This window comes from Sphingomonas sp. So64.6b, assembly GCF_014171475.1.
Taxonomy (GTDB): Bacteria; Pseudomonadota; Alphaproteobacteria; order Sphingomonadales; family Sphingomonadaceae; genus Sphingomonas; species Sphingomonas alpina_A.
In genome coordinates this window covers 2,255,555-2,278,319 of the sequence record NZ_CP048817.1, presented here as the reverse complement: position 1 = coordinate 2,278,319, position 22,765 = coordinate 2,255,555, and the positions used below count along the sequence as shown (strand labels likewise).

The following is a 22,765-nucleotide window of genomic DNA, read 5'->3' as shown; positions in this document are numbered from 1 at the left end:
CTCGCACGCACAGTGTTTCAGGATCGAACCCGATGAGCTTCAAGCCGCTTCGCAAGGCCGTATTTCCCGTCGGGGGGCTGGGTACGCGTTTCCTGCCGGCGACCAAGGCGTTGCCCAAGGAAATGTTGCCGGTGGTCGATCGGCCGCTGATCCAATATGCGGTGGACGAAGCGATCGAAGCCGGGATCGAGCAGATGATCTTCGTCACCGGGCGGGGCAAATCGGCGATCGAGGACCATTTCGACATTGCCTATGAGCTCGAAACGACCATGGCGCATCGTGGCAAGTCGATGGACCTGCTCCACCAGACGCGGTTGAAACCCGGCGCGGTCGCCTATGTCCGCCAGCAGGAACCGATGGGCCTGGGCCATGCCGTATGGTGCGCGCGCGACATCGTCGGTGACGAGCCGTTCGCGGTATTGCTCGCCGATGATTTCATGGTCGGTGAACCCGGCTGCCTGAAACAGATGGTCGAGGCGTATAATCAGGTCGGCGGAAACCTGATCTGTGCACAGGAAGTGCCCGAGGATCAGACGCATATGTATGGCGTCATCACGCCGGGCAAGCGCGACGGTGCACTGACCGAAGTGCGCGGCCTGGTCGAAAAACCGAAACCGGGCACCGCACCGTCCAACCTGTCGGTGATCGGCCGCTACATTCTCCAGCCGGAGGTGATGCGTATCCTGGAGACACAGGAAAAGGGCGCGGGTGGGGAAATCCAGCTGACCGATGCGATGGCGCGAATGGTTGGCGATCAGCCATTCCACGGCGTGACCTTTAACGGGCAGCGTTACGACTGCGGCGACAAGGCCGGTTATGTCCAAGCCAATCTGGCGGTGGCGCTGGGCCGTGACGATATCGGCGAAGCGGTGCGCGCCTTTGCGGTCGATCTGCTGCGCTGACCAGACACCTTTAACCTATCCGCGTTAGACCGGCCATTCCGTGAGAGGACAAGTCGGGGCGATGAAGGGTATTATTCTGGCGGGAGGCAGCGGCACGCGGCTCTACCCAGCGACGTTGGCGATATCGAAGCAGCTGCTGCCGGTGTTCGACAAGCCGATGATCTATTATCCGCTGTCGGTGCTGATGCTCGCCGGCATTCGCGACATTCTGATCATCTCGACACCGCGCGACCTGCCGATGTTCCGGCTGTTGTTGGGCGACGGCTCGATGTTCGGGATCAACCTGGTTTATGCCGAGCAGGATTCGCCGCGCGGCCTGCCCGAGGCGTTTCTGATCGCCGAGGAGTTCCTTGCCGGCGAACCGTGCGCGCTGATCCTTGGCGACAATATCTTTCACGGCGACGGACTGGGCGGAAAGTGCCGCGCCGCCGCGCAAGCGGCCGAGGCGGGTGCCGCGACGGTGTTCGCCTATCAGGTCGACGATCCGGAGCGTTACGGGGTGGTGTCGTTCGATGCCGAGGGTCGGGCCTCTTCGATCGAGGAAAAGCCCGAGGTTCCGGCGTCGAACTGGGCACTGACCGGGCTTTATTTCTGCACCGCAGAGGTCGTGAAGATCGCCCAGGGCCTGACCCCGTCGGCGCGGGGCGAGCTGGAAATTGTCGATGTGCTTCGCGCCTATCTCGCGGCGGGCATCCTAGAGGTTGGGCGGCTCGGGCGTGGTTATGCCTGGCTCGACACAGGCACGCATGATTCGCTGCACGACGCATCGTCTTTCGTGCGCACGATCGAACGACGCCAGGGCATCAAGATCGCCTGCCCGGAGGAGATCGCGCTCGATCTCGGTTATCTCGATCCGGCGGCGCTGATGACCCGCGCCGACTTGCTCGGCAAGACGGACTATGCGCGCTATCTGCGCTATTGTGCGGCGCAGGCGGCATGATGCGCGTCATCTCCACCCCGCCCGAGCGGATCGTGCTGGTCACCGGCGGCGCAGGATTCATCGGCTCGGCGGTATGCCGGCACCTGATTGCCGACGGGCGCACCCGGGTGATCAATCTCGACTTGATGACCTATGCCGCGTCGCATGCGGCACTTGCCGAGATCGAGGCATCGCCGAATTATCGGTTCGTTCAGGGAGATATCGCCGATCGGCGCCTCGTCGCAGATGTGCTGGCGACCGAACGGGTCGATGCGATCATGCATCTGGCCGCGGAAAGCCATGTCGACCGGTCGATCGACGGGCCGGCAGTGTTCATCGAGACTAATATCACCGGCACTTTCCATATGCTGGAGGCGGCACTTGATCATTGGCGCTCGCTGAGCGGCGCGGCGCGAGCCGATTTCCGCTTCCATCATGTATCGACCGATGAAGTGTTCGGCGACCTGCCGTTCGACGACAGCAAATTCAGCGAAGACTCCGCGTATCGGCCATCATCGCCTTATTCGGCGTCAAAGGCGGCCGCGGATCATCTCGTTCGTGCCTGGCATCATACCTATGGGTTGCCGGTCGTCCTGTCCAATTGCAGCAACAATTACGGGCCGCATCAATATCCCGAGAAACTGATTCCGCTGACCATCACGCGCGCCGCCGCAGGCGAGACCTTGCCGGTCTATGGTACCGGCGCGAACGTGCGCGACTGGCTGCATGTGGCGGATCACGCGCGGGCTCTGGACATGGTGATGACGCGCGGCGCGCCGGGCGCGACCTATGTCGTGGGGGGACGCGAAGAGCATAGCAATATCGCGGTCGTTGCGATGATCTGTGACCTGATCGACGAACGGATGCCATCGTCTGCAGGGCGGCGGCGAAGTCTGATTCGGTTCGTCGAGGATCGGGCAGGGCATGACCGGCGCTATGCGATCGACCCATCCCGTATCGAGCAGGCGCTCGATTGGTATCCGGAGATACGCTTTCGGGAAGGTTTGGCGGGGACCATCGACTGGTATCTGGCGAAGCAGGTCGCCGATTGCGAAGCGGCTTCAGCTATACAGAGCTAATCTCACCGAGCGCGCACAGCGTTGACCACTACAAAAATGGGCGCGGTTCACAGGGCCCCATAACAGGTTCAAAGAGCCCATAACGCAAGAAACGGGGCCGAACTTCGTTCGACCCCGTTCAATTCTTGTATCGCAAAAACGATTACGGGCTGGCAGGAGCGCTGTCGTTGTTGTCGACAGCGACATAGATGCCGGCACCCACAGCAATAGCTGCGAGAACCGCAACGATCGTGCCGCCGCCATTGTCGTCGCCAGTGCCTTCATCGCTGCCATCCTCGGCAACTGCGAAGGATTTCGGTGCGGTGAGGCATGCCGACTTGCCGACCGACAGGATCGACGTTGGCTTGAGCGCGTAGCTGCAGCCAGTCATCGCGACCTTGGCGTTCGCCTTGCCGCGCGTCAGGACGCGGTCACCAGCATAAAGCGTCTGGCCAGGATAGGCTGCAATCAGCTTGCCCTCACGAGCAACGAACGTGCCCTGGGTAGCCGAGGTCAGCTTGCCAACAGATTGCTCCGACGCCGCGAACAGCGGCGACGAAAGGCTCGCCATCAGGACGGCGGCGGTCACCCGCGAAAATTTCATTTCAGTCTCCCTTTAACCGCTTCAATTTGTAGGCTCTTGAGTCCGATACCGGCCGCATGTCGATTTGTCCACCGGAAAATCGATCTTGAACCTGATAAAGATCGAAATTCGAGGGCGCAACGCGCGACATGTCACAAGGTTCCAATCAAAAACGGGCGGTCAGGTAGCGTCGTCCGGTCCCCTCAATACACAAAGCTGTCAAAATACCCGATGTATAGGCGCCTGTATCAATACCAATTCGATTGAAATGTTCGTCAGGTCCATCGCTAATGGTATGTCCATGAACAACAACAAGCTGATGATCGACTGTGCTGTCCAGGAAATCTTCGCGAATCCAGCGCAAGTCTTGAATTGTCTGTTCTTGTATTGGAACGCCAGGCCTGATGCCGGCATGGACGAACAGATAATCTCCGAACTGAAAACTATCCACAAAACTGTCGATAAACGTCAAATGATCGTCGGGAATTGCGCGCCGCACAAAAGCCGCAGCGGACGGCGGATCGAGCAATGCGAGTCGTCCGACCTCCACGCCATAGCTCTGCGCACATTCATAGCCGCCATAGCGTAGCCAATCGCGAAACTGATCGGTGTCCCGATCCAGAACACGCAACAGCATTTCCTCGTGATTTCCCATGACGAAGACCGGCGTAGGCAGAAAATTTCGCGCCTGCAGCAGAAAATCAAGCACGCCGCGCGAATCGGGGCCGCGATCGATCAGATCGCCGAGAAAGATGATATATTCGCGCGGACACGGATGGGCGCGCCGATCCGCGGCAATCTCGTCGATCAGGGCGCGCAACAGGTCGAGCCGGCCATGCACGTCGCCGATCGCATAAGCGCGCGCGTCGGGCGGGCCGCTCGGTACGCGGGCTGGCTTGGGCTTGCGCCCGATATTTCCGAAAATTCCCACGTGCTCAAAAATCCCGCTTAACCGCCCTACCTGATCTGTGATCCGATAAGCCGCTAACTCTTACATGCGCCGCATATACGCCCGCTGCGCGATTTTGTTGCGCTGCGCTAACGATCGCGATGCGGTCAAGATCGGACACCGATATCATCGCGCCCAATTTGGTCCCATTTGGTCGCCCATTCGGTCGCCCATTCGGTCGAGTGTCGTGCGCCAACGATCGAGCGTCCGCGCTTTTGTGTAGTGGCGATCGAGTATCGTACGCGCGACGGCGCCCATGCGATCGCCGCGCGGCCGATCGTCGGCAAGCGTGACGATGGCTTCGGTCAGCGCCGCGGCGTCGCCCGGAACTGCCGACAGACAGGCATGGCCGGGTTCGAGCAGGCGGATCAGTTCGCCGTCCGCCGCGCAGACGGCGATCACCGGCCGTGCCGCGGCGCAGATCCCGAACACCTTGCTCGGCACGATCAGGCCTTCGAATTCCGGCCGGAGCGAGACCCAGTGCGCATCGCCGGCGCCAAGCGATTCGGAAAGCCGCTCGCGCGGCTGATAAGGTGCGAAGCGGAAGCTGGTCAGGCCCAGTTCGGCGACGCGCGCGGCCAGTTGATCCGACATATGGCCGCCGCCGATGAACAGGAAGACGATATCGCGCCGCTCGCGAAGCGTGATCGCTGCCTCGATCAGCGTGTCATATTCGTGCGCTCGGCCGAGATTGCCCGAATATTCGAGCACGAACGCGCCGTGGGGAATATTCCAGTCCTGCCGGAGCGCGGGCGAGCGGGTCGGGGAGGGCGTGATATCGACATCGTTCGACCAGTTGGGGATGATCGCGATCCTGTCCCGCGCCACACCCATTCGTTCGACCCTTTCGGCCATCAGGTCGCCGATCGCAACGACGCGTGCTGCGCGCCGAAAGGACCAGTTGCGCAGCGCGGCAAGAAATTTGCCGACCGGACCGTCGGCGATCCGCATGCCATAGGCGCCGGCGATTTCCGGATAGAGATCCTGCACCCAGTGGACCAGGGTTGCGCCGCGCAGGCGGGCGGCGATGGCGAGCGGCACGGACAGCAACGGCGGATCGGTCTTGACGACGAAGATCGTGCCCCGACGCCCCAGCCGCAGCGCCGCAAAGAACGCCATGACGTAATATGCCAGATATGCGCCGATCCGGCCGGCCATGCCGCGCCGCCGCCCTGGCGTGGCGGTGCGCACGACCGTTACACCACCGCGTTCTTCGCGGGCCGGCAACAGCCCCTGGTCCTGGCCGTAAATCGCCCGGCTGGTGACCACCGTGACGGTGCGGCCATGTCCGGCGAGGTGCTCGGCAAGGTCGGAAAGGATCTGCGCGGTCGCGCTGTGATCGGGCGCATAGAAGCGGTTGAAGAAAATGACGGGCGGCGTCGCGCCCGACTTTGGTTCGCTGACCGTCATCATGCGCGCCAAAGCACAAACGGACCGTGTTGATCAACGGGCTGATCCGATCCGGGGCGATGTGCGGGGCGATTTTTCGACGCTGATGCGATCCGTCCCGCGGCGAGAACGCTGCACCTGCGAAGGGTTTGTAAGTGTCCCGGATAATGGCGTATGACGGGCGCGGTCGCTCAATCGCGTTGCCATCGAGTCCGAATTCTTACGATGTCGGAACGAAGACTTGATGTATGTTGTTGATCTAAAAGACTTGTATGGGGAACCGCAATCATGTGGACCCAATCGGGCAATATCTATATGCCCGGCCCGCGCTAAAGTGTCGGTCGGGGCCTAACAAGGGGCTTTCAACAATGCTGCAGTCGCGATTGCAGAGGCATCATGGTGTCGTGAAGTCGGCGGCGGAGCGTTTGCGTGTCCAGTTGGCGATCGGCCTGCTGGTCGCGGTCGTCCTGCCGGTAATCGCGCGCGCCAATTTCATGCCGCAAGGCGTCCTCAGATATAGCACCAATTTCAATTCGATGATCGCGGTGACGATCGCGGTTGTGCTGGGCATCATGCTGTTCCGGCGATTCCGCAATTTCCCGGGCGTGCGCGCTTATGAATATGTGCTGCCATCCTTCTTCACCTCTTATGGTCTGGTGACCGGGGTGCTGCTCGCGTTCCGCTTCGATTATGTCGTGTCGGTGCTGGTCGCGAGCCTGGGCCTGTCGATCATCACCTTTTTCATACTGTGTTATTTCGGGCTGCGCTCGACCGCCTATGTGTTTCATGTCGTGCCGGCAGGAGACGTTTCGCGGCTTGAGCAGATCGGCAATGTCGAATGGATCCATATGCTCGAGCCGACCCTGCCGGCATCGCCGGGTTCGGGGATCGTCGTCGACCTTCGTGCTGATATCGACGACGAGTGGGAGCGGCTTTTGGCCGATGCCGCACTGGAAGGGATTCCGGTCTATCATCTGAAACAATTGCTCGAATCGATCACCGGGCAGCTCGAGATCGAACATATCTCGGAAAACGGCCTCGGATCGCTCGCGCCGAATGAGGGGTATGGCAAGGTCAAGCAGCTGAGCGATGTCGTAACCGCGATCATTCTGCTGCCCGCGCTTCTGCCGCTGCTGGCGATCGTCGCGATTGCCATCAGGCTCGATTCGCGTGGCCCGGTCTTGTTTCGTCAGCAGCGTATGGGTTTCCGCGGCAAACCGTTTCAAGTCTACAAGTTCCGCACCATGCGCCAGCCCGAGGCGGCCATTGCGAGCGGCGACGATGAACGCAAACGGGCGATGACGCAGGACGAGGACCATCGGATCACCGGCGTCGGTCGTTTCCTGCGCCGGACGCGGATCGATGAGATTCCCCAGATCCTGAACATCCTGCGTGGCGAGATGAGCTGGATCGGCCCGCGCCCCGAAGCGATATCGTTATCGAACTGGTATCAGCGCGAGCTGCCGTTCTACAGCTATCGCCATGTCGTGAAGCCGGGCATCACCGGCTGGGCCCAAGTCAATCAGGGGCATGTCGCGGAGATCGGCGACGTACACTACAAGCTGTGTTACGACTTTTATTACATCAAATATCTGTCCGCCTGGCTCGACGCGCTCATCCTGTTCCGCACCGTCAGGACCGTGATCACCGGGTCCGGGTCGAAATAGAATCGCAAGAATGTCAGCCATGCCTTTGGCGGCGGGGCGATTTGCAGCGGACCCGATGCGCTGCAAATCTCCTGTCGGGTTGATTCCAGCGGGACGGCTGCTAAACCGCGACGAACATGCGAGGGGGCCCCTTCGTCGTCGAAAATTTATTGGAGCTGGCATTGATCGCTCACGCTGAACGCGGCCGCAGGGAATTCCTTGGCGGCCTTCCGCTGCTTCGCCGCAAATTGTGGCTGGTCACACTGATGTCGCTCGCCTTGGCGGCGTGCGCCGACAAGCGCGGCGGCACAGTGCCTTATGGCGTGCAGGATTTCGGAACGCCCGATGCACCCGTCGCGCTGAAAACCGACGACAGCTATCATATCGGCCCCGGCGACACGCTGTCGGTGGTCGTCTTCCGCGTGCCCGATCTGACCGGTGATGTGACTGTCGACGTGACGGGCACCTTTACCATGCCGCTGATCGGCCAGGTCGAGGCGACCGGCAAGACGACCGACCAGCTGTCCGGCGAACTGGCGACCAAGCTGGGCGCCAAATATCTGCAATCGCCGGAAGTGCGCGTGACTGTGAAGAGCGCGACCAGCCAGCGCGTCACCATCGACGGGTCGGTCAAGCAGGCGGGTATCTATCCGATCGCAGGATCGACCACGCTGATCCAGGCGATCGCGCTGGCGCGTGGCACCGATACCGATGCCAATCCGCGCCGCGTCGTCGTGTTCCGCACGATCAAGGGGCAGCGCCAGGCGGCATCGTTCGACCTGACCGACATTCGTCGCGGCATCCAGCCGGACCCTGAAATTTTCGGCAACGACATCATCGTTGTCGACGGCAACAGGGCGCGCCAGAACTTCAAGGATGCGCTGAGCACTGTGCCGTTGCTCGCCATTTTCAGGCCGTTCTGACAATGATTCGCACCGCGTCCAGCACGAGCGATCTCTACGATTCGAGGGTTTCATGAACGAGTATCAACCGCGACCCGACGACCGCGCCCTGCGTGGCCCCGGCCAAACCGCGCTGGTCGATCCGCGTTCGGCGGGGCTGGTGCCGTTCCGCGCCGCGCCGCCGGCCGAGGGCTCGATCGCGGAGATCGATCCGCACGAAATCTGGCGCGTCCTGACCAAGTGGCGCTGGCTGATCGCCGGTTGCACGGTGCTCGCCTTGCTCGTCGGGCTTGCCATCTCGCTGCTCGCGACGCCGATGTACAAGGCGGCCGTGCAAGTCGAGATCGCGCTTGCGCAGGATGACATCACCGATACCAACAATCGTGGCAACCGCCAGACGGCGGTCCGCGATCCGCAATATCTCGCCACCCAGATCGGCCTGCTGAAGAGCCGTTCGCTTGCCGAGCGCGTCGTTGCCGACCTGGGGCTCAACGGCAAGGGCGGCGCCGCCGATCATCCCCGCGTCAATGCCGGTACGATCCAGCGCAATCTGACGGTAGTGCCGGTGCCGGCGAGCCGCCTGATCAACATCACCTATGTCAGCCCGTCACCGAAGCTGGCTGCCGACGTCTCCAACGCGATCGCGGACGGGTTCATCGCATCCAATCTCGAGCGTCAATACGGCGCGACCTCCTATGCGCGGACCTTCCTGGAAAACCGCATTGCCAAGGTGAAGAGTCAGCTCGAAACATCCGAGCGGCAGCTGGTCGAATATGCCCAGAAGGCCGGTATCATCGTCGTCAACCAGAACAAGGGCGACGATGGCGGCGATACGACGAGCAGCTCGCTCGACAGCGCGTCGCTGGTCACGCTGAACGAGGCCTTGTCCGCAGCGCAGAGCGATCGGATCGCTGCGGAACAGAAGTATCGCAATGCATTGCGCACCGCGCCGCAATCGCAGGTGGTGCAGAGCGCCGCAGTCCAGACGCTGATCGGGCAAAAGGCGGGGCTCGATGCCGAGTATCAGGACAAGCTCAACATCTACAAACCCGACTTCCCCGAGATGCAGCAGTTGCGCTCGCGGATTCAGTCGCTGCAGCGCCAGATCACGGCGACTTCGGGCAGCATATCGGGTGCAGCGGCGGGCGATCTGCGCGCGGAATATCTTTCCGCGGTGGGCCGGGAGAATGACCTGCGCAGCAAGGTCAACGGCCTGAAGACGTCGGTCATGGATCTGCGCGGGCGCAGCATCCAGTACACGATTCTGCAACGCGAGGTGGACACCAACCGCCAGCTCTATGACGGCCTGTTGCAGCGCTATAAGGAAGTCGGCGTTGCCGGCGGCGTTTCCAACAGTCTGGTGTCAATCATCGATCGCGCCAGGGTGCCCGGCGCCCCGTTCGCGCCGTCGATCACCAGTAACCTGGCCTTCGCGCTGTTCCTCGGCCTGATGCTCGGCGTAGGCCTCGCGTTCGCGATCGAGTTCATCGACGACACGGTCAAGAATCCAGACGATATCAAGGACAAGCTCAAGCTGTCGCTCCTCGGCGTGGTGCCCACGGCGCCGAAGGGCGATGCGGTGGCCGAGTTGCTCAACGACCCGACTTCGGAGCAATCCGAGGCCTATTCGTCGGCGCGCAACTCGATCGACTTCGCGACCTCCGGCGGTGTCGCCAAGTCGATCCTGATCACCAGTTGTGCACCAGGCGAAGGAAAGTCGGTCAGTTCGCTTGCGCTCGCACAGAAGTTCGCGCGCTCGGGCCGCACCGTGCTGCTGATCGATGCGGACATGCGCAAGCCGACCTTCAAGGTGAAACTGGAGGAGAAATGCGGCCTGTCGTCGCTGCTCGCCAGCCATGACAGCATCCGCAACCATATCGCGCGCACCAGCATCGACGAGCTTTACGTCGTACCTTCGGGGCCGATTCCGCCCAACCCGGCGGAATTGCTTGCGGGACGGCGGATGCGCGAACTGCTGACCGAGGCCGAAGGCATTGTCGACATCGTCATCATCGATTCGCCGCCAATTCTTGGGCTGGCCGATGCGCCGCTGCTGTCGTCGATGTGCGAAGCGACGATCCTGATCGTGCAGGCCGGCCGTATCCGCCGGCCAGTACTCAAGCGCTCCGTGGCGCGCCTCCAGGAAGCCGGGTCGCACCTGATCGGTGTCGTGCTGACCAAGTTCAATGCCCGCACCTCGGGTTACGGCTATGGGTACGGCTATGGTTATGGCTACGGCTATGGCTATGGCCGCGAAAAAGAGGGCAGCCGGTCCGATCCGCAGCGTCAGCTCTCGGTCAACGCCGACTGATCGCACATGCAGCAACGCAACTTGCTGTATTCGAGCGCCACGCGTTGGGTGCTCGCGGGTGCGCTCGTGGTCGCGACCGGCTGGGCTTCGCTCAGTCATGTCTATCGCCGTGCGCACCGCAAAATCGACGCGGTAACGATCGTCCTTGGCGAAGATCCGGCCATCTTGCGAACACGGCTGGTCGATCTGAACGGCGGATTGGCGATCAGGCTCGACGCGGCGGAGCGGGCGCGTTTGTACAGCCGGCTGACCAGCAAGCCGCTCGACGGTACGGCATTTGCGTTGCTGGCGCTCGATGCGACGGCAAAAGGCGACAAGGTGCGAGCGGCGAAGCTTGTCGAGCATTCGCTTGCGCTTGAGCCACGAACCCGGCTGGCATGGTTGTGGCGGCTCGACCAGCAGATGCGCAATGGGCGAACGGTCGAGGCGGCGAATAGCGCGATCAGGTTGCTTGCGGTCGACCCCGAACAATATCAAAGCTATGTGCCGATCCTTGCCGGGCTGGCGCGGGATCGGCGCAATATTCCGCAAATCGCTACTGCCCTGCAGGGCAATCCGGGTTGGCGTGAGCCGTTCCTGAGCACGCTGCAAAGCCGCGGCTTCGATCCCGGGATCCGCTTCGCGATCATGGATACGGGCAAGAGCAACGTCTCCACGATCGATCGCGAGCGCGCGGCATTCGTGGCTGATCTAATCGCCAAGACCGATTATGAGCGAGCCTATCTCGCCTGGATTTCGTATCTGCCCGAATCCGCGCTTGCGAGCGTCGATACACCATATGATGCGCGGTTCCGGGGCATGCCTGGACCGCCGCCGTTCAACTGGCAGCTAACCGCCGCCGATGGCGATCGGGCCGAGGCGAACAATGGGCTCGACCTGTCCTATTCGGGGCGAAAGCCGGCGACCTTGGCCAGTCAGGTCGTGGTGCTGCAGCCCGGGGACTATCGTTTGCGTAGCGTGGTAGCCAATGCCAGCAGCGACGGGCCGTCGAACAGCGGCGCGTCGCTGACTTGGCGTGCCTCTTGCCTGCCTGGCAATCAACCATTGGGTGAATTGGCGCTCAACACGAGCGCTACCGGCAAGCCGCAGCTGTCGGCGCCGTTCCGCGTGCCCGAAGCGACGTGTCCGGCGGTGTTGCTGTCGCTGGGCGGGACGGCCTCCGAATTTCCGGTGCGGTTGGACGCGCGGATCGCGAGCGTCCAGTTCGAGCAGGTCGCGGCAGATACCGGCGCGCCGCCCAGCCAGGCAGCAAATCCGACATCGGCGATCCCGTCGCCCAAGCCATCGGTCCTGCCATGAATCGTACCGCGCCCATCGTCCCCGCGACCATCTTCCTTGGTATCGCGATCGTCCTGGGCGGATCGTCCAGCGGCGGTGTGTTCGCTAATGCCGCGATCCAGTTCGCGGCCGCGCTGGGTATCGCGTTGGCCATCGTGTCGCGGCACAATTATCCGGGCGGAACGCAAAAGGGCCTATTGTTGCTGCTCTGCGCCGCACTCGGTCTCTGCCTGTTCCAATTGATTCCGCTACCACCCGCTTTGTGGTCGGCGCTGCCGGCACGTGGCGCCGTGGCGCAGGGCCTGACGCTTGCCGGGATCGACCCGGGCTGGCGACAGATCAGCCTGACGCCGGAGGGAACGATCGGCAGCGCGCTCGCGCTATTGCCGGTGATCGCCGCCGCGTTGATCGGCATGCGCGCACCGCGTGTCGGCCTGATCGCGTTGCTCATCATGCTGATCCTGTTGATGACGGTATCGGTCGGTGTCGGCCTGGCGCAGCGTGTGACGGGCATCCAATCGCCCTTTTATCTTTACGCCATTTCGAACCGCGGCGAAGCGACCGGATTGTTCGCCAACAGCAATCATCTGGCGACGCTGTGCGTGCTGTCGATCCCGGCTGCGACCGCCCTGTTCGTCGCGCAGCGGGGAAAGACCAAGCCCAATGCCAGCTGGCTGGTTCTGATCGCGATCGTGCTGGTCGCGCTGTTCGGCGTGTGGATCGCCAATTCGCTAGCCGGGATCGGCCTGTCGCTGATCGGATTGGTGTCGATCTTCCTGATCGCTCGCCTTCGGCGTGGCGACAGCAAGATACGGATGGGCGTGATCGGTGCGATCGCGGTCGCGGTACTGGCGATCGGCGTGGTTGCGGCGGTGATCGTCTGGGGCCATGTGTCGAGCGACCAGTTCGCCGCCGGATCGGAGATGGGCCGGCCGCAGCTCTGGAGCCGCACCGTGCGGGCGATCGGCGCGTTCATGCCATTCGGATCTGGCCTGGGCGGTTTTCGTGCGGTTTTCCCACAGTTTGAAGATGCGCAGACGGCGACCCGCGTGTTCGCCAACCATGCGCATAACGATATTCTGGAAGTGATCATGACCGGCGGCGTGCCGGCGGTCATTTTGATGGCCGGCTTCGTGGCATGGTGGCTGCGCACCACGGTGGTGATTTGGCGCGCATCGACGCGCGACGCCTTTTCGGAAGCGGCGACGGTCGTCACCGGCATCATCATGTTACACGAGTTCGTCGACTATCCGTTGCGCACCGCGGCAATCTCGGTGATCTTCGGCCTGTGCTGCGGCGTGATGGCGCGGCCGCGGCGCATCGTCGAGCCGGAAGAGAAACCGGTCCGCGCCAGCCGCCACCTCGCGGCCTGACCGTCAACCGGACAACTGGCCCGAACTGACGGTAGTGTCATAAGACAGGCATTGTTTGTTCGCGCCAGCCCATTGCGTAGCCCGTAGCGGTTCTGACCCGACAAAAAGAACGAGCGGGCCGGTAATCAGGCCGGCAAGAGATGACATGCCCGATCCTGTGTGATGAATCACAGGCAACGTCCAGGCTGTAGAGTCAGGACTGGAAGTGCGGGCTGGAGAGATATGTTACACCCCTAGGGGTTTCGCCCCGGAATTGGTGGGTGGGATCTGATATGAATCGTTTGGGTTCAAGGCTCGATGCTTTGCAGATAGTTTCGCATGGTGTGAGTCTTTCGAGGGTCTTGAGCCCGGAGCCCAAATTGTAAGCGGCGATGAAGTCGTCGAGATGCTGCCGAAGCCGATCGTGGCCGTCGTAATGGTAGCGCTTGAAGTGCGTCGCTTCCACTTGGCGATGGTCTTGGGGTTGCCCCGATGTCGCCGGGCCAGGGCCCTCGGGCTCTCCTGAGCGAAGTCGAAGGGTCCGGCATGATGACCAAAGCTGATGGCGAGCGACTCTAACTCCCGGCGGCGTCCAGTCGATCGAGCTGGTCCTTTCTCAAGGCCAAGGTCATCGAACCGAGCAATTCCTCGACCTGTGTAACGTTGGTCGCGCTGGCGATCGGGGCGGTGACACCGGGCTGTGCGGCGAGCCAGGCGAGCGCGATCTGCGCGAGCGAGGCGCCGGTCTCGGCGGCGATCGCATCCATCGCGGTGAGCACGGCAAGGCCCTTGCCCTTGAGCAGGTCGGTCATCCGGCCGCCTCGCACGCTTTTGCCGAGATCGGCTTCGCTGCGATATTTGCCGGTCAGAAAACCCGAGGCGAGGCCGTAATAGGGCACCGCGCCGATATTGTGGGTGACGCAATAATCCTGCAGCTCGCCTTCAAAGGCGTGACGGCTGACCAGATTATATTCGGGCTGCAACACCTGATAATGCGGCACGCCCGCGGCAAGTGCCGCTTCATTGGCCGATTTGAGCCGCGCGGCATGAAAGTTCGACGCGCCCAGCGCGTTGATCTTGCCCGCTTCGGCCAGCTTGGCGAACGCCGCCAGTGCCTCGCCCTGGGCAACGGCGTCATCGTCCTGATGCGCGAAATACAGGTCGATGCGCTCGACCCCGAGGCGCCGGAGCGACGCGTCGCACGCCGCGGCAATGCGCGCGGGGGCGAGCTTCACGCCGCCCTCACCGGGCAGCATGCCGACTTTGGTCGCGATCTGTACCTTGTCGCGCTTGCCGCTCGACTTGAGCCATTCGCCGATCACGCTTTCGGATTCACCGCCCTGATGGCCAGGCACCCAGGCCGAATAGACATCGGCGGTATCGATCATCGTGCCGCCGCCCGCGACGAAGGCATCAAGTACGGCAAAGCTCGTGGCCTTGTCGGCGGTCCAGCCGAAGACATTGCCGCCCAGCACCAGCGGGGCGATGTGGAGATCGGTCGCGCCTAATCGCCGAAGGTCGGTCATTGCGGTTGAGCCTCGTTTTCGCCGTCGATTTCGACGTTCATCGCGTTGGCATCGACGCTGTTCGCGTCGAGCATGGCAGCGGCGTCGTTCAACGCTTGCGCCTCACCCGAAGTAACGGCCCCGGGCGTATCGGGCGCGCCACCGCATGCGGAAAGCAGGAGAAGGGCGACTAGACCCAGTGGTTTGAGCCCGGACATCTGCGTCTTCTCCCGTTCGTTTCCAGCATGTCGAAAGGCCGCCCGCGAGCATCCGCGCAACGGCCCCTATATCGACTCAGTCTTCGATCGCGTTGCCGGCATCCTTGAGCGCGGCACCCGTCGAATCGGCTGCGCGATCGGCGGCATTGCCGATTGCTGCGCTGCTATTGTCCATGGTCGCTTCGGCCGAACCGAACGCGCGGTCAGCAGCGGCATCGGTGTCGTTGACCGCTTCGCCCATCGTCGCATTGGCATCGGCGGCGATCTGGTCGGCGGCCTGCGCGGTTTCGTTTTGCGCGGCGGGCGTGCAGGCGGCAAGCGCGGCAGCGGAAAGGGCGGCAGAGATAGCAACGATCTTCTTCATGTGGCGATTCCCATCTTGTTGATAGGCTGGAGACGCTAGCGGAGGGCAGGGGCCGCTTCAATACGCACGACGAAGCGCATGTTTCCACATGTGCGGCACATGTTGCGTTGACCTGATATAAAGATATCTTTATATGTTGTATCGACATGACGATCGCACTCGACATCTTCCGTGCCCTTGCCGACACCACGCGGCTGCGCATCCTCGCCTTGCTGCGCTCGATGGAGCTGTCGGTCGGCGAGCTGGCACAAGTGCTCGGGCAGAGCCAGCCGCGCGTCAGCCGCCATGTGAAGATCCTGTGCGACGCCGGGCTGGCGGAGCGGCGCAAGGAGGGCAGCTGGGTATTCGTCGGCGTCGGTGCGGAGGCACGGGTCGCGCCAGTGCTTGCCGCGCTCGACGGCTGGTCGGCGATCGAGCCCGATCATTGGGCGGTGGCCGACGTCGCGCGGCTCGCGGCGGTGCGCGCTGATCGCGCCGCCTCGGCAGCGGCCTGGTTCGAGAATAATGCGGGACAATGGGACGCGATCCGTTCGCTCCATATCGCCGAGAGCGAAGTCGAAGCGGCAATGTCGGCGGTGCTCGGGGACGCGGCGATCGGTCAGTTGATCGATATCGGTACCGGGACCGGGCGGATGCTCGAATTGTTCGCCGGGCGCGCCAGGGCGGCACTCGGGATCGATCGCAGTTCGGAAATGCTGCGGCTGGCGCGGGCGAAACTGTCCGAGCGCGGGCTGGCCAATGCCGAATTGCGCCAGGCGGATCTCTATGCGCTGCCGCTCGGCGACGGCGCGGCCGATGCGGCGATCATCCATCATGTGTTGCATTTCGCACAGCAGCCGGGCGCGGCGATCGCCGAGGCGGCGCGGGTGCTGGCGCCCGGCGGCCGACTGCTGATCGCCGATTTCGCAGCGCATGATCGCGAGGAATTGCGCGCCAAGGATGCGCATACAAGGCTCGGTTTTTCGGACGAGCAGATCGCCGTCTGGTTCGATGCCAGCGGTCTTGCGATGGCGCGGACCGAGACGCTCGAGGGCGGTGAATTGACGGTGAAATTATGGCTCGGCCGCAAGGCTGCCAGGCCTGAACAAATTCCGGTGCACGAGGTGAAGGCGGCATGACGATTTCCATCAATCAGCTGGAAGAAGCGCGCCGCGCGCTGGAGGCGCCGTTGTTCGCCGATGTCGCGGGTGATGCGCTGGTCTCGTTCGAATTCTTCCCGCCCAAGAACGACAAGATGGAAGAGGCGCAATGGGAAGCAGTGAAAGCGCTGGAGCCGCTTGGGCCGCAGTTTGTCTCGGTCACCTATGGTGCGGGCGGATCGACGCGTGAACGGACTCATGCGGCGGTCGCGCGGATCGAGCGCGAAACCTCGCTGACCGCGGCGGCGCATCTCACTTGTGTCGAGGCGACAAAGGAAGAGATCAACGAAGTCGCCGAAGGATATTGGGCGGCGGGCATACGGCATATCGTCGCGCTGCGCGGCGATCCGCCAGTGATGGGGACGAAGTTCGTGTCGCATCCTGGCGGCTATGAGAATGCGGCGGCACTGGTCGCCGGATTGAAACAGCTTCATCCGTTCGAGGTGTCGGTCGCGGCTTATCCTGAATGCCATCCGGATTCGCGCAGCGTTGAGGCCGATCTTGACAATCTCAAGCGCAAGCTCGACGCCGGTGCGAGCCGGGCGATCACGCAATTCTTCTTCTCACCGGAAACCTATTTCCGCTTTCGCGACCGGGTCGCGGCGGCCGGGATTACCGCCGAGATATTGCCTGGCATCCTGCCGGTGTCGAACGTCGCGCAAACGCGCAAATTCGCCGCAATGTGCAATGCCGAGATTCCCGACTGGATGGGACGGTTGTTCGAGGGGCTCGACGACCATCCCGGCACGCGCCAGCTGGTCGCCGCGACGATCGCCGCCGAGATGTGCCGCAAGCTTTATGCCGGCGGCGTGCGCGGGTTCCATTTCTACACGCTCAATCGCGCCGAACTGAGCTTTGCGATCTGCCATTTGCTGGGGATCAGGGCGAAATCCGTTCCAGCGACGATCGCCACGGCCGCTGCGGCCTGAGGAATTCGATATGAGCATACGTGAAAAACTGCTGGCCGAAGCCGCCAAGCGCATCCTGATCACGGACGGGGCGTTCGGCACCGAGATCCAGAACTGGAAACTGGTCGAGGCGGACTATGCCGGCGACCTGGGCCTGTCGAAGGACCAGAAAGGCAATAACGACATCCTTGCGCTGACCAAGCCCGAGGTGCCGGAGAGGATTACGCGCGAATATCTCGAGGCAGGGTCGGACATTGTATCGACCAACACCTTCAGCGCGAACCTGATCAGCCAGGCGGATTACGGCGCGGAGCATCTGGTACGCGAGATCAATCTGGCCTCGGCACAGATTGCGCGGCGGCTGGCCGACGAATATGCCGCGAAAGACGGGCGACCCCGCTTCGTCGCCGGGGCGATCGGGCCGACCAACAAGACGCTGTCGCTGTCGCCCGACGTCAACGATCCGGGGTTCCGCGAGATCGACTTTGATTATCTGAAGGGCGTGTACCGCGAACAGACCGACGCGCTGATCGAGGGTGGCGTCGACTTCATCCTGATCGAAACGGTGTTCGACACGCTCAACGCCAAGGCTGGCGTCATGGCGGTGCTTGAGGCGGCGGAGGCGCTCGGCCGTGACGTTCCGATCATGATGTCGATGACCTTGACCGACCTGTCCGGGCGTAATTTGTCCGGGCATACGGTCGAGGCGTTCTGGCACGCTGTACGGCATGCCAAGCCAATCACTATCGGGCTCAATTGCTCATTCGGCGCAGAGCAGTTGCGGCCACATGTTAAGACTCTGTCTCAAATCGCCGATACTTTGATTATGGTCTATCCCAATGCCGGGTTGCCCAATGAGCTTGGCGAATATGACGAGCAGCCGGCGACCACGGCCGGTCTGGTCCGCGAATGGGCGGCGCAAGGGCAAGTCAATATTCTCGGCGGCTGCTGCGGCTCGACCCCCGAACATATCGCGGCGATCGCCAGGGCGGTCGGCGAACTGCCGCCGCGTGAACTGCCGGTGCCGCCGGTGGTGACCCGGCTGGCGGGGCTGGAGCCGATGACGATGGCGGCTTGATCTTTCCCCCCTCCCGCTCGCGGGAGGGGCCGGGGTGGGCTCGCGCTCTCCTCCGACGTTTTCGCCTGCTTGAGCCGGGCGCCCACCCCTCGATCCCCTCCCGCAAGCGGGAGGGGAGGAAGTAAAAAATGACCACGACCACCGCCCAGTTCGTCAATATCGGCGAACGCACAAACATCACCGGATCGGCGCGTTTCAAGAAGCTGATCATGGCGGATGACTATGCCGCCGCCGTGGAAGTCGCGCGGCAGCAGGTGGAATCGGGTGCGCAGGTGCTCGACGTCAATATGGACGAGGGCTTGCTCGATTCCGAAAAGGCGATGACCACCTTTCTCAAGCTGATCGCCGCCGAACCCGACATTGCGCGCATCCCGTTCATGATCGACAGTTCGAAATGGTCAGTGATCGAGGCCGGATTGAAATGCGTCTCGGGCAAGCCGATCGTCAATTCGATCAGCATGAAAGAAGGCGAAGCTCAGTTTCTGTCTCAAGCACGCAAGGTCATGGCGTATGGCGCCGCCGTGGTCGTGATGGCGTTCGACGAGGTCGGCCAGGCCGACACCAAGGACCGCAAGGTCGAGATTTGCGGCCGCGCCTATGACTTGCTGATCGGGATCGGCTTTCCGCCCGAGGACATCATCTTCGACCCCAATATCTTTGCCGTCGCGACCGGGATCGACGAACATCGCCGCTACGCGATCGACTTCATCGAGGCGTGCCGGGAGATCAAGATTCGCTGCCCGCATTGCCATATCTCGGGCGGCCTTTCGAACCTATCGTTCAGCTTCCGCGGCAACGAACCGGTGCGCCGCGCGATGCACAGCGTGTTCCTTTATCACGCAATCCCCGCCGGGCTCGACATGGCGATCGTCAATGCCGGGCAGCTCGACATTTACGACGATATCGACGTGGAATTGCGCGAAGCGTGCGAAGACGTGGTCTATGACCGCCGCGACGACGCGACCGACCGGTTGATCGCGCTCGCCGAACGCTATCGCGGCACCGACGCGGTGGCGGAAAAGGCGGCGGCGGAATGGCGCAGCCTCGATGTGAACAAGCGGCTCGAATATGCCCTGGTCAAGGGCATCGACCTGCACGTGGTCGAGGATACGGAAGAAGCGCGGCTCGGTTTTGCCCGCCCGATCGAAGTGATCGAAGGGCCGCTGATGGACGGCATGAACGTCGTCGGCGACCTGTTCGGATCGGGCAAGATGTTCCTGCCGCAGGTGGTGAAATCCGCCCGCGTGATGAAGAAGGCGGTCGCGCATCTGCTGCCCTTTATCGAGGCGGCGAAGGAGCCCGGCGCGCGCGGCAAGGGCAAGATCATCATGGCCACCGTCAAGGGTGACGTGCATGATATCGGCAAGAATATCGTCGGCGTGGTCCTGCAGTGCAACGGCTTCGACGTGGTCGATATGGGCGTGATGGTGCCCTGGTCGGATATCCTCAAGGCCGCGAACGAGAATGACGCCGACATGATCGGCCTGTCGGGCCTGATCACGCCGTCATTGGACGAGATGGTCACCGTCGCCGAGGAGATGAAGCGTGCCGGCATGAAGATGCCGCTGCTGATCGGCGGGGCGACGACGTCGAAGGTCCATACCGCGTTGCGCATCGCCCCGGCGTATGACGGCCCGGTGGTGCATGTGCTCGATGCGAGCCGCGCGGTCGGCGTCGCCTCGACTCTGGTCAGCGACACGCAGAAGGATGGCTTCGTCCAGCGCACCTCGGACGAATATGCGGCGGTGCGCCTAGCACGCGCCAATAAGGGGCAGAGCGAGCTGATCCCGATCGCGGCGGCGCGCGCCAATGCCTTTCCGGCGGACATGGCGCTGAAGCCCGGTGCGCCGGCGCAACCGGGTCTGCACATATTCCCCGACTGGGACCTCAACGACCTGCGTGAGGTGATCGACTGGACACCGTTCTTCCGCGCTTGGGAACTGGCCGGCAATTACCCCGCGATCCTGCAGGATTCGGTGGTTGGCGAGAGCGCACGGTCGTTGTTCGAGGACGCGAATGCGATGCTCGACAAGGTCATCGCGGAAAAATGGCTGACCGCCAAGGGCGTCGCCGGGCTGTGGCCGTGCCGCAAGGAGGTCGACGATGTGATCATCGAGGCGGACGAGGAGGTGCGCATGCCCTTCCTCCGCCAGCAGATCGCCAAGCGCGAAGGGCGGCCCAATATGTGCCTGGCCGATTTCATCGATCCGGCGGGCGACTGGATCGGCGGCTTCGCGGTGACCACCGGACACGGCATCGAGCCGCATCTCGCGCGCTTCAAGGCCGACAATGACGATTATTCCGATATCCTGTTGAAGGCGCTCGCCGACCGCCTCGCCGAGGCCTTTGCCGAGCGGCTGCATCAGCATGTCCGCAAGACCTTATGGGGTTATGCCGAGGGCGAGCAGCTGACCAACGAGGCGCTGATCCGCGAGCAATATCGCGGCATTCGCCCCGCGCCGGGTTATCCCGCATGCCCCGACCATAGCGAAAAGCCGATGCTGTTCGACCTGCTCGGCGCGACCGAAGCGACCGGGATCGTGCTGACGGAGAGTTTCGCGATGATGCCAACGGCGGCGGTCTCGGGCTTCTATTTTGGGCACCCACAGGCGGAATATTTCGGCGTTGCCCGCATCGGCCCGGACCAGGTCGCCGACTATGCGGCGCGGCGTGGCGCTGACTTGCCGACGGTGCAGCGCTGGCTGCGGCCTAATCTGGATTGATCGTCGCCGGATCGCACATGTCGGTCGTTAGCCGAAAATTGCGACAAGTGGCTTGCGAAGAGCTGGAAAGAGCATAATCTCCAAAGAAAATAGAAGAAAATTAGGAGAGTATGCGATGGGGACTTTGAATGCGTCTGAAGGCTCGGGTGACGAGAGCCTGATCATCCTGCAAAGCCTGCTTTGCTTATTGCGCGAGAAGAATCTGCTAACCCGCGCGGATATTGAGGAATTGTGCGACCGCGTTTCGACCCGCGCCAAACAGGCGGAATGCGCGCCGTTCCCGTGCAGTGAGCAAACCGCCAACGTGGCGGCGATGGAAATGGCCCGGATCGGTGGGTATATTGGTGCCCGTTACGGCGGCAAGCATCGCCGCGGTGCGTGAGCGACAGGGGCTGATTGCCACGTTCCGCGTACTGGCCTAGCCGCCGCCGACTCCCGTCATAGTTGAATCCTGCCCCAACGGGCGGGCGCGGCAAGATTGCCCGCGTATCTCGACACGCGCCTCGCCGGGCGTGATTAACAGCGGCTCCGGTTGTTACGGTTAACCCTCAATTTGCCTTCTCAGGCGGGATCCAACGCGGCATTGCTGCTGAAAAGGAGCCGCCCATGCGCCGCATACTGCCGTTGACCGCTCTCGCGCTGACCGTACCCGCCGCCGCGCAGCAAGCGCGCGCGCCTTTCGTCATCCAGGAAACCGGGCAAGGCTTCGCCACGATCGACGATGCGGTGAGCGCGGTGCGGATGGGCACGGCGACGATCCTGATCGCGCCGGGCACTTATCGCCAATGCACCGTGCAGGCGGGCGGCCGGATCACCTTCAAGGCGGTGCAGCCCGGCACCGCGATCTTCGAAGGCACGCCGTGCGAGGGCAAGGCGGCGTTCGTGCTGCGCGGGCAGGAATCGATCGTCGATGGCCTGGTGTTCCGCGGCATTCGTGTCGACGACGGCAATGGCGCCGGCATCCGCACCGAGATAGGCAACCTCACCGTGCGGAACTCGATGTTTCTCGATAGTCAGGAGGGCATCCTTGGCGGTGAGCCGACCAACCAGAAGATACTTATCGAGCGTTCGACCTTTTCCGGGCTCGGCCAGTGCGACGAGACGGCCGATTGCAGCCACGCGATCTACCTCGCCAATCAGGGGTCGGTGACGATCACCAATTCGCGCTTCGAACGCGGCACCGGCGGGCATTACGTCAAACTGCGCGTGCCGAACGTGTCAATCACCGACAACAGCTTCGACGACACCGCCGGCAAGAAGACCAATTACATGATCGACCTGCCCGAAGGCGGCACCGGGCTGATCGCCCGCAATACCTTCGTGCAGGGGCGCAACAAGGAGAATTGGACCGGCTTCATCGTTATCGCGGCGGAGGCGCGTAAATACCGTTCGGCCGGTCTCAGGGTCGAGGGCAATGATGCTTCGCTCGCGCCAGGCGAGACGCGCTCACCGGCGTTCGTGGCGGACTACAGCCATGAGCGCCTCGCGATCGGTGCCAATCGCCTCGGCGCGGGGGTCAGAGCGTTCGAGACACGCTGAGC

Annotated in this window: 20 protein-coding genes; 14 read left to right on the top strand and 6 right to left on the bottom strand. The window is 62.7% G+C overall.

What is annotated here, in order from left to right:
• Window positions 1-32 precede the first annotated feature (32 nt).
• From galU to rfbB, 3 genes are all read left to right on the top strand, one after another.
• Window positions 33-902 carry a UTP--glucose-1-phosphate uridylyltransferase GalU gene (gene galU, locus G4G27_RS10890; RefSeq protein WP_183113342.1) on the top strand — a complete coding sequence of 290 codons (870 nt, stop codon included), beginning with the start codon at window positions 33-35 and terminating at the stop codon, window positions 900-902.
• A 61-nt stretch (window positions 903-963) separates the two neighbouring features.
• Complete coding sequence (gene rfbA / locus G4G27_RS10885) at window positions 964-1,842, top strand: glucose-1-phosphate thymidylyltransferase RfbA (RefSeq protein WP_183113341.1); 879 nt, start codon at window positions 964-966, stop codon at window positions 1,840-1,842.
• Window positions 1,842-2,900 carry a dTDP-glucose 4,6-dehydratase gene (gene rfbB / locus G4G27_RS10880; RefSeq protein ID WP_183113340.1) on the top strand — a complete coding sequence of 353 codons (1,059 nt, stop codon included), beginning with the start codon at window positions 1,842-1,844 and terminating at the stop codon, window positions 2,898-2,900. The genes rfbA and rfbB overlap by 1 nt, the downstream gene beginning before the upstream one ends.
• A gap of 142 nt (window positions 2,901-3,042) precedes the next feature.
• Here rfbB and G4G27_RS10875 read toward each other — a convergent pair whose 3' ends face one another.
• The 3 genes from G4G27_RS10875 to G4G27_RS10865 form a co-directional block, all read right to left on the bottom strand.
• Entirely contained in the window at window positions 3,043-3,483 is a 441-nt protein-coding gene (locus G4G27_RS10875) for a hypothetical protein (protein ID WP_183113339.1), read from the bottom strand.
• Window positions 3,484-3,628: 145 nt separating this feature from the next.
• Window positions 3,629-4,393: a metallophosphoesterase family protein gene (locus tag G4G27_RS10870; RefSeq protein WP_244624643.1), complete on the bottom strand. Its 765-nt coding sequence runs from the start codon at window positions 4,391-4,393 to the stop codon at window positions 3,629-3,631.
• Between the two features lie 144 nt (window positions 4,394-4,537).
• A complete protein-coding gene (locus G4G27_RS10865) occupies window positions 4,538-5,821 on the bottom strand; it encodes a glycosyltransferase family 4 protein (protein ID WP_183113338.1) in 1,284 nt (427 codons plus the stop codon).
• A 347-nt stretch (window positions 5,822-6,168) separates the two neighbouring features.
• Between G4G27_RS10865 and G4G27_RS10860 the strand changes: the two genes are divergently transcribed.
• From G4G27_RS10860 to G4G27_RS10840, 5 genes are all read left to right on the top strand, one after another.
• Window positions 6,169-7,467: a sugar transferase gene (locus G4G27_RS10860; protein ID WP_183113337.1), complete on the top strand. Its 1,299-nt coding sequence runs from the start codon at window positions 6,169-6,171 to the stop codon at window positions 7,465-7,467.
• Between the two features lie 161 nt (window positions 7,468-7,628).
• Window positions 7,629-8,369: a polysaccharide biosynthesis/export family protein gene (locus G4G27_RS10855; protein WP_183113336.1), complete on the top strand. Its 741-nt coding sequence runs from the start codon at window positions 7,629-7,631 to the stop codon at window positions 8,367-8,369.
• Between the two features lie 52 nt (window positions 8,370-8,421).
• Window positions 8,422-10,659 (top strand): polysaccharide biosynthesis tyrosine autokinase, encoded by a 2,238-nt coding sequence (locus G4G27_RS10850; RefSeq protein ID WP_183113335.1) that lies wholly within the window; start codon window positions 8,422-8,424, stop codon window positions 10,657-10,659.
• A 6-nt stretch (window positions 10,660-10,665) separates the two neighbouring features.
• Window positions 10,666-11,958, top strand: a complete 1,293-nt coding sequence (locus tag G4G27_RS10845; protein WP_183113334.1) for a hypothetical protein — start codon at window positions 10,666-10,668, stop codon at window positions 11,956-11,958.
• Entirely contained in the window at window positions 11,955-13,310 is a 1,356-nt protein-coding gene (locus tag G4G27_RS10840; protein ID WP_183113333.1) for an O-antigen ligase family protein, read from the top strand. Before G4G27_RS10845 ends, G4G27_RS10840 begins: the two co-directional genes overlap by 4 nt.
• Window positions 13,311-13,864: 554 nt before the next feature.
• On the opposite strand, the gene G4G27_RS10835 is transcribed toward G4G27_RS10840, so the two are convergent.
• From G4G27_RS10835 to G4G27_RS10825, 3 genes are all read right to left on the bottom strand, one after another.
• Window positions 13,865-14,815 carry an aldo/keto reductase gene (locus G4G27_RS10835; RefSeq protein ID WP_183113332.1) on the bottom strand — a complete coding sequence of 317 codons (951 nt, stop codon included), beginning with the start codon at window positions 14,813-14,815 and terminating at the stop codon, window positions 13,865-13,867.
• On the bottom strand, window positions 14,812-15,012 hold the full coding sequence (locus G4G27_RS10830; RefSeq protein WP_183113331.1) for a hypothetical protein: 201 nt from the start codon (window positions 15,010-15,012) through the stop codon (window positions 14,812-14,814). Before G4G27_RS10830 ends, G4G27_RS10835 begins: the two co-directional genes overlap by 4 nt.
• A 76-nt stretch (window positions 15,013-15,088) precedes the next feature.
• Window positions 15,089-15,376 carry a hypothetical protein gene (locus G4G27_RS10825; RefSeq protein WP_183113330.1) on the bottom strand — a complete coding sequence of 96 codons (288 nt, stop codon included), beginning with the start codon at window positions 15,374-15,376 and terminating at the stop codon, window positions 15,089-15,091.
• Between the two features lie 146 nt (window positions 15,377-15,522).
• On the opposite strand from G4G27_RS10825, the gene G4G27_RS10820 reads away from it, so the two are divergent.
• The 6 genes from G4G27_RS10820 to G4G27_RS10795 all read left to right on the top strand — a co-directional run bounded on the left by G4G27_RS10820 (window position 15,523) and on the right by G4G27_RS10795 (window position 22,763).
• Window positions 15,523-16,494, top strand: coding sequence for a metalloregulator ArsR/SmtB family transcription factor (locus G4G27_RS10820; protein WP_183113329.1), 972 nt, complete (start codon window positions 15,523-15,525; stop codon window positions 16,492-16,494).
• Complete coding sequence (gene metF / locus G4G27_RS10815) at window positions 16,491-17,444, top strand: methylenetetrahydrofolate reductase (RefSeq protein WP_183113328.1); 954 nt, start codon at window positions 16,491-16,493, stop codon at window positions 17,442-17,444. The genes G4G27_RS10820 and metF overlap by 4 nt, the downstream gene beginning before the upstream one ends.
• A gap of 10 nt (window positions 17,445-17,454) precedes the next feature.
• Window positions 17,455-18,501: a homocysteine S-methyltransferase family protein gene (locus G4G27_RS10810; RefSeq protein WP_183113327.1), complete on the top strand. Its 1,047-nt coding sequence runs from the start codon at window positions 17,455-17,457 to the stop codon at window positions 18,499-18,501.
• A gap of 128 nt (window positions 18,502-18,629) precedes the next feature.
• The gene (gene metH / locus G4G27_RS10805; protein WP_183113326.1) at window positions 18,630-21,224 is read left to right on the top strand and encodes a methionine synthase; all 2,595 of its coding nucleotides are present in this window, start codon (window positions 18,630-18,632) and stop codon (window positions 21,222-21,224) included.
• Between the two features lie 115 nt (window positions 21,225-21,339).
• The gene (locus G4G27_RS10800) at window positions 21,340-21,606 is read left to right on the top strand and encodes a hypothetical protein (protein WP_183113325.1); all 267 of its coding nucleotides are present in this window, start codon (window positions 21,340-21,342) and stop codon (window positions 21,604-21,606) included.
• A 224-nt stretch (window positions 21,607-21,830) separates the two neighbouring features.
• Window positions 21,831-22,763, top strand: a complete 933-nt coding sequence (locus tag G4G27_RS10795) for a right-handed parallel beta-helix repeat-containing protein (RefSeq protein WP_183113324.1) — start codon at window positions 21,831-21,833, stop codon at window positions 22,761-22,763.
• Window positions 22,764-22,765 lie beyond the last annotated feature (2 nt).